This window comes from Bacillus sp. FSL K6-0268, assembly GCF_038005425.1.
Lineage (GTDB): Bacteria > Bacillota > Bacilli > Bacillales > Bacillaceae_G > Bacillus_A > Bacillus_A thuringiensis_S.
This window is the reverse complement of the sequence record NZ_JBBOTF010000001.1, coordinates 4,268,869-4,282,134: the sequence shown is the minus strand read 5'-3', so window position 1 is coordinate 4,282,134 and position 13,266 is coordinate 4,268,869. Positions and strand designations below refer to the sequence as shown.

The window sequence follows — 13,266 nt, the reverse complement described above, 5'->3', positions numbered from 1 at the left end:
TAAATTTGTCACATAGAAAGGAAGCAATATGGAGGAACTACAACAAAATAAAACTGCTTTAGAAGGAAGCGGAAAACCGTTATTAAAAAATACGAATTTCCTTTTTCTTTGGGCAGCTACTCTTTTTTCAAGCTTTGCTTTAGCCTTTTTTACTTTTTCACAAACGTGGTACATAGCAAAAACATTAAACCTTGAAGCTTCACTCGGTGTTGTTTTCGTAGCTCTTAGTGTTCCAAGGCTTATTTTTATGATTATCGGCGGCGCTGTAGCTGATAAATTCCCGAAAAAAAACATTATGTTTTACTCCAATATTATTCGAGCGATTCTTGTTGCAACCATTCTCACATGGTTTATCGTTGGTGATGTAACACTATATACATTTGCTTTATTCGCTTTATTCTTTGGACTTGCCGATGCTTTCTTCTGGTCAGCAGATGGATCTATCTTACCGGAATTGGTAGAAAAAAGCCGGTTAACACAAGCGAATTCACTTACACAAATGACGAACCAAGCATCGGTCATCTTAGGCCCTGTACTTGGCGGAATTCTTATCAAATTCACAAACTACGAGACAATATTTTCTATTACAATTTTATTACTGATTGTCGCGGCCATACTCGTTCAAAAAATACAATTTACGATGCCAGAACTAAAAGATACGGATAAAGGTATGTTCACTTCCATTAAAGAAGGAATCTTATATGTAAAGGAATCACCATTCCTTTCAACTTTCCTTATTTGTAGCGCCTTTTTAAACTTATTTTTGATCGGCCCGATGCAAGTTGGTTTCCCGCTTTTTGTTAAAAACGTGCTGCATGGTGATTCACTCCAGTTTAGTTACTTAGAAGCATCTGTAGGCGGCGGAATGGCAATCGGTGCTGTCATTGTCGGTTTAAGAAATATTAATCGTAGGCGCGGTCTTTTTTGTATTATCATGATGCTATTGTCTGGTGTATTCTTCTTAGCCATCAACTTTAGCACCGTACTTTGGCAAGCACTATTAGCCGGCATGTTTTATGGTATTACAATTGCAATGGCTATCGTTCCGCTTATGGCGATGATTCAATCGACAGTAAAAGAGGAAATGATGGGACGCGTAATGAGCTTACTTATGCTATCATCAATGGGCTTTATCCCGCTCTCTTATGCATTCACATCAATCGCACTTGCACTGGGAATTCCAATCGTAACCGTTATGAAAAGCGGTGCAATTGCTGTTATCGTCTTCGTACTATTTGTAGCGATTCGTGTTCCAGTTGTAAGAAAGTTCGACTAGCTACTTGGAGTCATGTATTATACGCATGGCTCCTTTTTAAATGGATCAAATAACGCTATCCCCTTACTTCTTCTCAGTGCTGCTCCCCATTCTAATCCAACCTCTAAAAATAAATCTCGCACTGTACTATATAAAAGTGCCTTCACATTTTTACGGATTTCCCCGTATTTATAAGCTCTCACGACACTCTTCACTCGCCAAATGAAATTTCCATACACTTCTTCATCAGCTAATATTTGCTCTAGTAAAACACCTTGCTCTAGCAATCCGCTCTTTTTATATGCAAGTTCTACCTTACTCCAAAATATATTAATCTTCTTCGGATTACTCGTCATCGGCAGAAGTGCGTATATAAAAGGCTTCGGTATATCATGACGGCAATACGTCTCATCAAGCTCGTACGTTATTTTTCTTTTCTCTTTTATTTGTGGAATGTTTTTAGAAAGAATTGTTTCCCTCTCGTTTTTTTGTTCCTTTCCGCTACAGCCAGCTGCATAATCCTCACTTTTACAAGCGGACATTTTCATACGGTCATCCATGCGGTCAATTGCAGATATAAGAAAAATATATAAATTCGCACTATACCCGCCGCGCTTATGTCTTTCTTTTGTTGCAACACGCTTTATAATTCCTAGTCCCTCTAACTTTGCAATTGAACGGCGTACTGTACGAATACTCTTTCCAACATTCTTCGCAATCGTCTCCATTAACGGACAGGCGACTCCTACTGTTTTTTGTTTCTCATTCACCGCATACTTTCCTAAAAAATGAATAATGATAGAATCAGTTTTATTCAATTGAAATCGGTAGCACTTCAAAACTTGTTTTTGATATGTATTAAACTCTTCTTTACTTCGAAATTCACTATATGGTTTCATTAAATTATATAAGCTTCCCATCTATATCACCTCATTTATAAGTAAGAGGCAGGAAGAGAATTTGGCGTGGAATTTAATATTTTTTTAATGGAGATGAAAATATGATCGTAATTAGCGCTTGTTTAGGTGGTATCGCTTGTCGATATGACGGAAATGACAATCTCGTTTCAAAAATAGAGGAGCTTCTGCAAAAAGAAGATACCGTCCTCATTTGTCCTGAAGTATTAGGGGGACTACCAACGCCTCGCCCTTCCGCTGAAATTATTGGCGGGAATGTCGACGACGTTTTGGACGGAAAAGCGAAAGTGATGACAAAAGATGGTGAAGATGTCACAGAAGCTTTCGTAAATGGCGCTTATAAAGCATTAGAACAAATTAAAAATTTACAACCAGAATATATTATTTTAAAGGAACGTAGTCCATCTTGTGGTAGTTCTACGATTTATACTGGAGAATTTAACGGTAATAAGCAAACTGGTTACGGGGTAACTACTGCTTTATTTAAAAGATACGGATTTAAAGTCTTTTCAGAAGAAGAATTTGAAAGCAAAAAAAGGAATTGACCCTGTTCGTCAATTCCTTTTCTATCTGTCTTATTTCACGCCTAATTTTTCTTTCACTTTCGCTGGAAGCTCGTCTTTCTTCACTTCTTCCCAAGCTGTTACACCTTTTTTATCTGAGTTGTATACGCGTAGGAATGCTTCTTTACGAAGGTTTTTTTGTGCTGTGAATTCCAATTCTTTCTCTTTACCGTCTTTATCAAAGCCAGTCAGCTTATATTCATAATCTTTAAATTTCTGCCCATCACTAGCTTTACTATCAAATTCTTTTCCATCTACTGTAATTTGAACATAATACTCATCTTTACCCATACGGTTTAAATCACAACCAACTAACAGACTTGCAAATACAACTAAAATACTAAATAGTGCAATGTATCTTTTCATTTCCTTCACCTCATATGTTTTTCTTATATTCTTATCTTAAAGCGCAGAGCTTAAAGAAGAAATTCAAAAACATGACATGAACATTACACTTTTGTAAGATAATAATTATTTCTTCACTTTAGAAATCGTCATTCCATCACCAATTGGAACGAGTACAGATTCTAAATGCAAGTCGTTTTCTATTATTTCATTAAACTTCTTCATAACTTCTGTATAACGTTTTTGTTTCGCACACTCATCACCTACACTACCGCCAATAACGTCTTTCACGCCAATTTCGCCACTTATCACGTAATTTCCTTATACCGTTTATTACGCCTTCTATTATGCCCTCAATTATAATCTCTATTACAAGATATCTCACTAAACTAATAATAGGTTTAATTACGTATCTCCCTATGAATTCAAGAATATCCTCCATCATATTTTCCTCCTTCTTTCAAAAGGAAGCTGCTACTACGCGTCCTCTTACGTTCAGTTACAACCGCTGTCCTACTGCGATATATACCAACAAGAATAATACGACAACAACATCCACAATAACGCTATTGAATTTGGAAGAAACTTCGGTAAATACTGATACTATAGTTAACATGGCTAATAAAAACACTTTCCATCTATATTCGGGTATGCTCCCAAAAACTTTATAAAATCAACGAAAACTTTACTACAACTCTTCCGTAACTAATTTATTATCGTGGTAAACCGTCTTCCACTACATCCGTAACAGTTCCATTCGGTTCAAAGATTACACGTAATGATCCTTCTCCACCATAACCAGTATAGTCATATACTGAATAAGATTTATATTTCTCAATCACATGTGGCTGTCCAATTGCAGCTTTTACCTGATTCGCAGGCATACCTTTTTTGATTTTCAAATAGTGATTGTAACTTACTGCTGCCGAATTGTTATTTACATCTTTATACCACGGTACACGATCGTTTTTTTCTTCATATTCCTTTACAGGCTCTTCAATACGTTTCGTAGATACCCGATTCTCTTTACCTTTCTCTGTATCCTTCTCTGTATCTTTCTCTGTATCCTTTATAGCAGTACGTTCAATATTCACAACGTAACCATATGTATTTAATTCAACCATAATTTCATATGTACCATCCGTATCTTTTTCAGTATAAAATACGCGTTTTTCATTGTTATTATAATGTTTTATGTTCTCACCACCGTAGTCAATCGTATTAAGAATATCCGTATACATCATACCTTCCTCAATCTTTTTAGATTCATCATGAGAAATGTAACGCTTCTGTGATGATGGAGCGTCCTCATTTTTAATACTTTCACGTTTACTCGTAGTCATAGGTGTTTTCTTCTGTTCTTTTAGTACGTCACCTTCCGCCTTCGCTGGTTGCTTTACTCCTACTTTTGTTAATACGTCTGTATCGCTAGAACAAGCTCCCAAAATCGATACTGTAGTCAACGCCATCCCTACTATAAGTACTCTCTTAAATGACTTCACTCTAATCCCCCCGGTATTTTTTAATATTTAGTAATCAACGTATTTTAATTAATACGGAACTATTCAGTTCTATACAATTTGCTATAGCCTTCTCCCTCATGCACCTTTTTTATATAAAGTGAAACTTTAATCAGCCCTCACCAATCGGGCTTTTATGGAATAAATCTACCTATTAGTCATAACCGATGCAGCTACAGCTAATCCAAACATGGTCACCAATCATCTTCGTTACAAATATTAACATTAAATATAACTAATAAATAGTATATTTCTCCTATTCATTTACATTTCTGTTGCATAATCTTATCTTAAAACGAACAATATGAAACTCGATTAATCATATATCCCATATATAATAACATTTAAATTAAATTCTAAAGTAACTTTACATGCATTTTCTGTTTTAACGCCAAAATAAAAGACCTTCCTAACGATTTTATTCTATCGCTAAAAAGGTCTTTCCTATTTTGGCTAAAAACTTAGCACTCTTCTGGCTTACCAGCATTCGTCGCTGTACGGAAAGATGATCCAAATCTGCATGATGCGATTGTGTATAGATAATCAATCTTGAATTATGCGTTCAATTTAAAGCAGTTTAAAAAATAATAATTCCTTATTCAATTAACATATGCATTAGTTTAACAACCTAATGCTGCTGTACCAACTGATAGTTTAGTTTTCAATATGTGAAAAGGGATTTCTAAATGATGAATTGAATATATATTTATTGTTTACTCGTTTTTGAGAGGTTCCTTTATGGGAAGATAAGCTTTACTATATTCCTGTACTTCACACAGTTCTATAATAACTAATAGTGATGCTGTGACGTGATTTTCTATTAGTGAGATAAAGTATTTTTCAATTCATTTATTATAAATTGCGACTCTCGTCCTCAAGAATTATTTCTTTTGGGTGAAAGTTTTTTTATGATATAAGTTTCATTCTGTCATAATTTAAAGGTTTCGAGAGGAGAAATAATATGAATCCTATTTTATTAGATGTTCCGTTACAAATAGAAACAGACAGACTCATTCTTCGAGCACCACTTCAAGCAGGTGAAGGGGATATAGTACAACAAGCTATTAAAGATTCCATTAATGAATTAAAGCAATGGTTGTCTTTATTTCAGTCCATTCCTACTGTTGAAGAAACGGAAATTCTTCTGAGAAATGCACATATAGATTTTTTGAAAAGAGAAAGCTTTCGCTATCTTATCTACCATAAGGAGACGAATGATTTTGTTGGAACGGCTAGCCTTCATCGAATTAATTGGAAGGTTTCTAAATGCGAAATTGGATATTGGATTAACACGCAATTTAGTGGCAGTGGATATATGACAGAAACAGTAAGTGTGTTAACAAACCTTGGATTTCAGTTATTCAAATTTAGAAGGATTGAAATCCAATGTGAATGTAATAACACGAAAAGTCGTGCGATTCCTGAAAAACTAGGCTTTGAACTTGAAGGGATATTGCGTAATGAAGATTTTTCAGCTGACGGTAAACAACTAGCTGATACATGCATCTATGCAAAGATAAAGTGAAACTTTAATTAGCCCGTACCAATCAGGATTTTACGGCAAAAGAAAAGACCTCCTTAACGATTTTATTCCATCGCTAAAAAGGTCTTTTTCTATTTCGGCTAAAAACTTAGCACTCTTCTGGCTTACCAGCATTCGTCGCTGTACGGAAAGATGATCCGCATCCGCATGATGCGATTGCGTTTGGATTGTCGATTGTGAATCCGCCGCCAAGCATCGATTGTTTATAATCAATTTTTACTCCTTTAACAATTGGAGCACTTTCTGTATCGATAACAAATTCAACACCGAAAAACTCAAGAACTGTGTCGTCTTCTTTTGGTTCTACTTCAAATCCTAAGCCGTAAGAAAGGCCAGTACATCCGCCGCCGTGTACAGCAAGGCGCACGTACTTCTCTCCATCTTCAGCATCTTTTAACATATCTTTAATTTGAAAAGCTGCTTGTTCTGTTACTTCAATCATGAAATACACCATCCTTTCTGTTCTCATTCTATTATACATCTTTACGCTTCTATCTTGTACTCATACACTCCGCGGCAAATTACTTCCGCAGGCCCTTTCATCAACACGTTTCCTTCTTCAGTCCAAGCAATCATTAAATCGCCGCCAGCTAAATGGACTGTAATTTCCTTACCACGTTCCATCTTTCCATTTAAAATAGCAGCGACAACTGCAGCGCACGCTCCTGTTCCGCAAGCTTGCGTTACACCAGATCCACGTTCCCAAACGCGGAAATTCATCTCTGCATCATTCAAAATCTCGATGAATTCAACATTTACTCGCTCTGGGAACATTTCATGTGTCTCCAGGACTGGACCAAGTGTTGTAAGAGGTGCTTGCTCTACATCATCAACAAAAATAACCGCATGCGGATTCCCCATTGAAACAGCTGTAAATGCATAGCGATGATTATTGTATAAGAAGTTTTCACGAATAAATGGTGTTTCACCTTCACCAAGCATCGGTATTTCTGCACGTGTTAAACGCGGTGCTCCCATATCGATTTTCGCTAATGTAACTTTCCCTTCTTCTACCGTTACTTCCGCTGTTACAATACCAGCTAACGTTTCAATTGTGAAAACTGTTTCTTCTACTAGTTTATGCTCATACGCATATTTCGCTACGCATCGTAAACCGTTACCACAACTCTTTCCTTCTGAACCATCATTATTAAACATGCGCATTTTCACCGGAGCTACGTCAGATGGACAAATTAAAATCATCCCATCTGCTCCAATACCAGTATTAATATTTGAAACCTTTTCCGCCACAAGAACTAAATCTTCTTCAGGAATTTGTTCTTCAAACATATTTACATATATATAACTATTGCCAAGACCATGCATTTTTGTAAAAGAAAATTGGCTCATTTATATTCACTCCAAAAATAATTTGTTATTTTAAGTATAGAATGCATGCTTTTAGAACACAATATGAATGTCCCCCGTTTCTCATATTTGACAACGTTTGGCGATGAGCCACTCTTACACACATTGTGTAAGAAAAAAGCCCTTCTAAAAAGGGCCTTTTTTTATTTATCTATAGTATTAAACTCCCCTACGAAATAACATTTTATCTAATGAAAAAGGTGCTGCTGATTGCAACACCTTAAAACATTGGATTTTCATCCAAATAATCATATACATTATTGACCAGTTCTTCTACTGTAGCACCTTGTACAACTTCACCATTTACAAGTGCAAACGGTCCTTCAAAACAAATGCCACAATATCCTAAACAACCATACTCCATTACATCTAAATTCGGATCTTTTTCTAATTTCTCTAAAGCTGCTTGTGAACCACTTGCAAGGTTACCTACACAAAATTCAATTAATGGTTTAATCAAAATTCTCCCCCCTGTACTACAAAACAAATTACCTTCTGACTCCATCTATAAGAAGAAAACTAAGCTGTCTCTTGTTGTTTTCGTTATACATCCTAAACTATTTAGTTACTTCACTATTTCACTTCAAAGTAGATGGTTTTATTTTATATAACATGCTACTTGCAATAAAATAGTAACTAAAAAGGCAAAACAGTTTACTTTACTTTTCTTCTTATTGTACAACAGAGTATTCATTCATGCATTGTTATTTGTTCACAAATTCGATATAATTTGATTGAGTAAAGTCAAAATATTTTATTAATATAAAATTTTATGATTAGGGGATATTTCAACAGAAAAGGGGTAATCCATCATGAAACACCTCGTAATACTAGGTGGCGGCTACGGTGGAATGAGAATTCTACAAAGGCTACTTCCAAGCAACCAACTTCCAGATGATGTACAAGTGACATTAATCGACAAAGTACCATATCATTGCTTCAAAACTGAATATTATGCATTAGTTGCGGGTACTATTTCAGAAACACATATTCGTATACCGTTTCCCGAGCACCCACGACTCAATATTCAATACGGCACAATAACAAATATTGATCTCGAAGAAAAAGCTGTTCATCTCGATGGCGGCGAAGCGATCCAATATGATGATTTAATTATCGGTCTTGGCTGTGAGGATAAATATCATAACGTTCCTGGGGCGAAAGAATATACACATAGCCTACAATCGATTGAACAAACACGTAAGACATATGAACAATTAAATAGTCTAGAACCAAATGCAACAGTAGCTGTCGTTGGCGCTGGCTTAAGTGGTGTGGAAGTTGCCAGTGAACTTCGCGAAAGCCGTTCTGATTTAAAAATCTATTTATTTGATCGAAAAGATAGAATTTTATTCCCGTATCCAGAGAAATTAAGTAGATACGTAGAAGAATGGTTCGTAAAACATAAAGTTACTATTATAAGAAACTCTAACATTACAAAAGTGGAACCAAATATTGTGTATAACCACGATGAACCACTTGAATGTGATGCAATCGTCTGGACAGCTGGTATTCAAGCAAATGAAGTTGTTCGAAACCTTCCAGTTGAACAAGATGGTAGCGGACGGGTTGTCTTAACTAAATATCATAATATTCCAAATAACGAGCACGTGTATGTTGTAGGAGATTGCGCAGCACTTCCACACGCTCCATCTGCCCAACTTGCTGAAGGTCAAGGAGAGCAAATTGTCCAAATATTATTAAAACGTTGGAACAATGAACCACTTCCTGACGAACTACCTATAATCAAATTAAAAGGTGTTCTCGGCTCTCTTGGTAAGAAGCATGGCTTCGGTTTACTTGCAAACCAACCATTAATGGGACGTGTACCAAGATTATTAAAATCCGGTCTACTTTGGATGTACAAATATCATAAGGGTTAATATCTTACAGGCTGTCTACTATGTAGACAGCCTCTTTGCATCAGTTTTTAAAAATTATCAGACACATCTTTCTCAATATGTATAATGATTTATTTTTCATTTTTATATTAAAAACTATTGATAAACAGTGTATGCTATTTGTAAGTTGTCTTATTATTTCCTTTAAGACCGAATTCATTCGGTCTTATTTTTTATGTGATAAATACTTTTGTAGGAGGCATTACATTCAACTTATGAACTTATCGAAACTAAACAATCGAATAGAAGCGAAAAAGAAAGAGTTAATCTATCTCGTTGAACGATACGGATTAACTCATAATAAAGTGATTTCTTTCAGCCAAGAATTAGATCGTTTACTTAACTTATTAATAAAACTCAAGATGAAGAAAAAACGTTGCTCTTTATAACCCTTATCCTCCCTTTTTTGATACGATATAAATAGAATCAGAAAGGAGCGATTTATGTTTATATTAAAAGACGTTATATATAAAGATATCCTACACATTCCTTATTTACAGATTCAAAATGAAAAAATCACTTGCATTATCGGTGAAAGTGGAAGTGGAAAAAGCACATTGCTTCGCATGTTAAACGATTTACAATCTCCAACATCCGGTACAATTGAATATAACGGAAAGTTAATTTCTGATTATCCGCCTATTCAATTACGTCGTGACGTAGTTATGCTTGGGCAAACTCCACCTATTTTTGATGGAACCGTTAAAGAAAACCTATTAACGGGACTTCGTCTTTCTGAAAAACCATTTCCAAATGATGATGCCCTGCGGAGTGCATTACAAACCGTTAGCTTAGACAAGCAATTAGAAGATAGCGCCTCCTCATTATCCGGCGGTGAAAAACAAAGACTTGCCTTTGCTCGTATTGTACTTATGGATCCGCCTGTCTATTTATTAGATGAACCCACTTCAGCACTAGACAATGATACAGAACGCCGCGTTATGAAACAATTTACTGAACTAGCACGAAAAAAGAAAAAAACAGTTATCTTCATCACACACTCGCAACAACTTCCAAAAGAAATTGCAGACGACATTATTGAAATTAGTAAAACAAACGGTGCAACTAGAAAGGAAGTGCTCTCTATTGAAGGGCGTTATTGAACTCCAAATTTGGCAACTGGCGGCTGCCTATATTTTTATCCTTATCTTAATTGGACTTGTAAAATTAAAAGGAATACCTCGTGAAAAACAAATCGCGCTCGCAACATTCCGTATGACGATTCAGCTCGTACTTGTTGCATATGTCCTTACATACGTATTTGAAAACAGTAATCCATTTTATACAATTGCTCTCATTACTTCTATTACTACCTTTGCAATTTTTAATATTTATAAACGAGTTAATATCCCAATGTCTAAAGAATTAAAACGAGTAGCCGCCCTTTCCATGGTCGCTGGATCAATTGGGCCACTTCTACTATTTATCTTTGTTATTATCGGTCATGACCCTTGGTATGCTCCGCAATATATCGTCCCTATTACGGGAATGTTAGTCGGTAATGCCATGACTGGTGTTTCTCTCGGCGCAAATACGTTCTTAAACAATATGAAATCGCAAAGAGGTCAAATTGAAGGTGCACTTATGCTCGGCGCAACACCGAAAGAAGCAGCTGCTCCGCTCATTCGAGACGCTTTTGATTCTGCTATTTTACCAACAATTAATTCTATGGTCGGAATGGGAATTATAAGCTTACCAGGCATGATGACTGGTCAAATATTATCCGGTGTATCACCATTCACAGCCATTCAATATCAAATCGCTATCATACTCGGTATTTCAGGAAGTACCGCTTTCGCTGTCATTATCTTTTTACAGCTTGGATATAAAACGTTCTTTAATAAGCGATGTCAGTTGAAAGAGGTTGACTATGATGCGAAGTGAATCGTAACTTTCGCTCAGTAAATGATGCCCTGTTCTCGGTGAGTGAAATTATATCAACGATTTTTTCAATATATCTATCATAACTTGCAATATATCAACGATTTTTCAAATATATCTATCATAACTTAGAATATATCAACGATTTTGCACGAAATATCGATTTACCGACAAAAAGTGACATAATAAAAAGAGGAGGCTATTCGCCCCCTCTTTTTATTGTCTTACGCCTTCTTAACGAACTGTGATTTTAACTTCATAGCTCCGAAACCGTCGATTTTACAATCGATATCGTGATCGCCATCAACTAGACGGATACTCTTTACTTTCGTACCGATCTTCACAACTGAAGAAGTTCCTTTTACTTTTAAATCTTTAATAACAGTAACAGCGTCGCCATCTTGAAGAACGTTTCCGTTCGCATCTTTTACAACTTTTGCACCATCATTATTTTCAGCTTCTGCGTCTTGGCCCCACTCATGAGCACATTCTGGACATACGAAAAGAACGCCATCCTCATACGTATATTCTGAATTACATTTTGGACAATTTGGTAAAGTAGCCATAAATTCATTTCCTCCGTTCATTATTTATACGTAAAAATCAAAATTGATGTTTACATCTCGATAAATAAAATTTGTATAGCATTTCTTTATAGTGCCATAGTCTCACGTTATTGACAACCCTACCTCAAATTCTCATTTTTTATTGTATTTTACAAAATTTCAATTCGTATGCCTTTTTTCCATTTGCTCTTCTACTAATTTTAAAAATCTTCGTTGTGCATTTTTATTTTTTACCAGCAATCGAACTCTCAGCTTACTTTGTAAATATGAGCGAACTTTGTAGTTCGTAATAAATAACTTTTGATACTTCTCGTCTTCATACATCATTCGAAACCACTCATACTGCTGCAAATAAAGTATGTTAGCATCAATCTTTTTCGTGTGTAAACCCGTACTTAAACTAATAGATCCTATTAGAGCTTCTATTAATGCTGAAATCATTTCTCTCTCCCCTAATAAACAAAAGAAGAATCTTCACAAGATTCTTCTTTTCAAAATGAACGAGTTCCCTCTAGAAACCCCAATTATTTTCTTCAATATAAATTTGATATTCTTCTACTTCTTCTTCACTTAACTTCTTATTATTTTCATATACCTCTTGCCACTCGAAATAATCTTCATCGAAATAAACAGCAAATTTAATTTTCACATTTTTCTTCTCTGTATAATCATAACCAGTAAACTCTACTACGTCATACTCTTTTTCTTTCTTCACAAACTTCCAAGTTGGATTATCAGTCATAATCTCTAAAGTAACCCCTTCATCACTTGAACGAACAACGTTTTTAATATTCGGCTCAGTTGGTAAAAAGGACAGCCCTAACGCAGCTAAACCAAACACAATCCCGACTATAATCTGTAAACCAATCATACCAGCTACACTAACGCCGCCCTTTGATTGTAAGAAATACGCCTTCTCATGATCAGACGCATCTTCTCCCTTACGAAAAACACGAACAGCATGCTTATAATATAAACGGTTTCCTTGCCATCCAGTAAATATCATCATTCCTAATTGAAGAGCTAAACTAAATGTTACATAAATCCCATCTGGAATATCTATAAAAGGGGGTATAACTATACTAGGTATAGCCAATAACGCAAATATAATAAATAACTTATACATTTTACGATAAGCTAACCAAAAGGTTGGGAAGAAAAAGGCTACCCAATTCCATGTATTCCCTTGCGCAGGATTTTCTACTTTACCCCACTTAAAATCATAATAAGCTGTATTTTTTTGAACAACTTTATGTAATTCTTGCTGAGAAATTGTTTCTTGTAAAACAGTGTCCTTCACGTACATCATCCTTTTCTTATTTCTATATACATTTATTGTATATGTACAAAATAAAGGAATCTAACAAAAAGGACACATATTTCATAAAAATGAACGGAAATCGAATA

General features: G+C 35.4%; 17 protein-coding genes and 1 pseudogene. 7 read left to right on the top strand and 11 right to left on the bottom strand.

Annotation, left to right across the window (positions count from 1 at the left end; genetic code table 11):
* The first annotated feature begins 28 nt into the window (after positions 1-28).
* Positions 29-1,276 carry an MFS transporter gene (locus MHI28_RS22205; protein WP_000391930.1) on the top strand — a complete coding sequence of 416 codons (1,248 nt, stop codon included), beginning with the start codon at positions 29-31 and terminating at the stop codon, positions 1,274-1,276.
* Positions 1,277-1,293: 17 nt separating this feature from the next.
* Here MHI28_RS22205 and MHI28_RS22200 read toward each other — a convergent pair whose 3' ends face one another.
* The gene (locus MHI28_RS22200) at positions 1,294-2,175 is read right to left on the bottom strand and encodes a helix-turn-helix domain-containing protein (RefSeq protein WP_000535257.1); all 882 of its coding nucleotides are present in this window, start codon (positions 2,173-2,175) and stop codon (positions 1,294-1,296) included.
* Between the two features lie 80 nt (positions 2,176-2,255).
* Here MHI28_RS22200 and MHI28_RS22195 point away from each other — a divergent pair, with 80 nt between their 5' ends.
* The gene (locus tag MHI28_RS22195; protein ID WP_340828300.1) at positions 2,256-2,717 is read left to right on the top strand and encodes a DUF523 domain-containing protein; all 462 of its coding nucleotides are present in this window, start codon (positions 2,256-2,258) and stop codon (positions 2,715-2,717) included.
* Between the two features lie 30 nt (positions 2,718-2,747).
* On the opposite strand, the gene MHI28_RS22190 is transcribed toward MHI28_RS22195, so the two are convergent.
* The 4 genes and pseudogenes from MHI28_RS22190 to MHI28_RS22170 all read right to left on the bottom strand — a co-directional run.
* Positions 2,748-3,101, bottom strand: a complete 354-nt coding sequence (locus tag MHI28_RS22190) for a YxeA family protein (protein ID WP_000833144.1) — start codon at positions 3,099-3,101, stop codon at positions 2,748-2,750.
* 105 nt (positions 3,102-3,206) lie between these two features.
* Entirely contained in the window at positions 3,207-3,392 is a 186-nt protein-coding gene (locus MHI28_RS22185) for a methyltransferase (protein WP_002083726.1), read from the bottom strand.
* Positions 3,393-3,793: 401 nt separating this feature from the next.
* Positions 3,794-4,582 (bottom strand): hypothetical protein, encoded by a 789-nt coding sequence (locus tag MHI28_RS22175; RefSeq protein WP_000834610.1) that lies wholly within the window; start codon positions 4,580-4,582, stop codon positions 3,794-3,796.
* Between the two features lie 479 nt (positions 4,583-5,061).
* Positions 5,062-5,139 (bottom strand): annotated as a pseudogene (locus MHI28_RS22170) (hypothetical protein); the annotation flags it as partial.
* Between the two features lie 422 nt (positions 5,140-5,561).
* On the opposite strand from MHI28_RS22170, the gene MHI28_RS22165 reads away from it, so the two are divergent.
* On the top strand, positions 5,562-6,125 hold the full coding sequence (locus MHI28_RS22165) for a GNAT family N-acetyltransferase (protein WP_001068191.1): 564 nt from the start codon (positions 5,562-5,564) through the stop codon (positions 6,123-6,125).
* Between the two features lie 106 nt (positions 6,126-6,231).
* Here MHI28_RS22165 and MHI28_RS22160 read toward each other — a convergent pair whose 3' ends face one another.
* The 3 genes from MHI28_RS22160 to MHI28_RS22150 all read right to left on the bottom strand — a co-directional run bounded on the left by MHI28_RS22160 (position 6,232) and on the right by MHI28_RS22150 (position 7,971).
* Positions 6,232-6,585: a HesB/IscA family protein gene (locus MHI28_RS22160; RefSeq protein WP_000573830.1), complete on the bottom strand. Its 354-nt coding sequence runs from the start codon at positions 6,583-6,585 to the stop codon at positions 6,232-6,234.
* 41 nt (positions 6,586-6,626) lie between these two features.
* Positions 6,627-7,493: a diaminopimelate epimerase gene (dapF, locus tag MHI28_RS22155; protein ID WP_000077409.1), complete on the bottom strand. Its 867-nt coding sequence runs from the start codon at positions 7,491-7,493 to the stop codon at positions 6,627-6,629.
* A 238-nt stretch (positions 7,494-7,731) separates the two neighbouring features.
* Positions 7,732-7,971: a YuzB family protein gene (locus MHI28_RS22150; protein ID WP_000595025.1), complete on the bottom strand. Its 240-nt coding sequence runs from the start codon at positions 7,969-7,971 to the stop codon at positions 7,732-7,734.
* A gap of 352 nt (positions 7,972-8,323) precedes the next feature.
* Here MHI28_RS22150 and MHI28_RS22145 point away from each other — a divergent pair, with 352 nt between their 5' ends.
* The 4 genes from MHI28_RS22145 (at position 8,324) to MHI28_RS22130 (ending at position 11,296) form a co-directional block, all read left to right on the top strand.
* Entirely contained in the window at positions 8,324-9,394 is a 1,071-nt protein-coding gene (locus MHI28_RS22145; RefSeq protein ID WP_000682066.1) for an NAD(P)/FAD-dependent oxidoreductase, read from the top strand.
* 233 nt (positions 9,395-9,627) lie between these two features.
* Positions 9,628-9,801 (top strand): aspartyl-phosphate phosphatase Spo0E family protein, encoded by a 174-nt coding sequence (locus MHI28_RS22140; RefSeq protein WP_001054092.1) that lies wholly within the window; start codon positions 9,628-9,630, stop codon positions 9,799-9,801.
* A gap of 54 nt (positions 9,802-9,855) precedes the next feature.
* The gene (locus MHI28_RS22135; protein WP_000470267.1) at positions 9,856-10,515 is read left to right on the top strand and encodes an ABC transporter ATP-binding protein; all 660 of its coding nucleotides are present in this window, start codon (positions 9,856-9,858) and stop codon (positions 10,513-10,515) included.
* Positions 10,499-11,296, top strand: coding sequence for an ABC transporter permease (locus tag MHI28_RS22130; protein WP_000679259.1), 798 nt, complete (start codon positions 10,499-10,501; stop codon positions 11,294-11,296). The genes MHI28_RS22135 and MHI28_RS22130 overlap by 17 nt, the downstream gene beginning before the upstream one ends.
* Before the next feature lie 221 nt (positions 11,297-11,517).
* Here MHI28_RS22130 and phnA read toward each other — a convergent pair whose 3' ends face one another.
* From phnA to MHI28_RS22115, 3 genes are all read right to left on the bottom strand, one after another.
* The gene (phnA, locus tag MHI28_RS22125; RefSeq protein ID WP_000212735.1) at positions 11,518-11,859 is read right to left on the bottom strand and encodes an alkylphosphonate utilization operon protein PhnA; all 342 of its coding nucleotides are present in this window, start codon (positions 11,857-11,859) and stop codon (positions 11,518-11,520) included.
* A 159-nt stretch (positions 11,860-12,018) separates the two neighbouring features.
* Entirely contained in the window at positions 12,019-12,300 is a 282-nt protein-coding gene (locus MHI28_RS22120; protein ID WP_000622254.1) for a hypothetical protein, read from the bottom strand.
* Positions 12,301-12,370: 70 nt separating this feature from the next.
* Complete coding sequence (locus MHI28_RS22115; protein WP_003280627.1) at positions 12,371-13,168, bottom strand: DUF2628 domain-containing protein; 798 nt, start codon at positions 13,166-13,168, stop codon at positions 12,371-12,373.
* Positions 13,169-13,266: the final 98 nt, after the last annotated feature.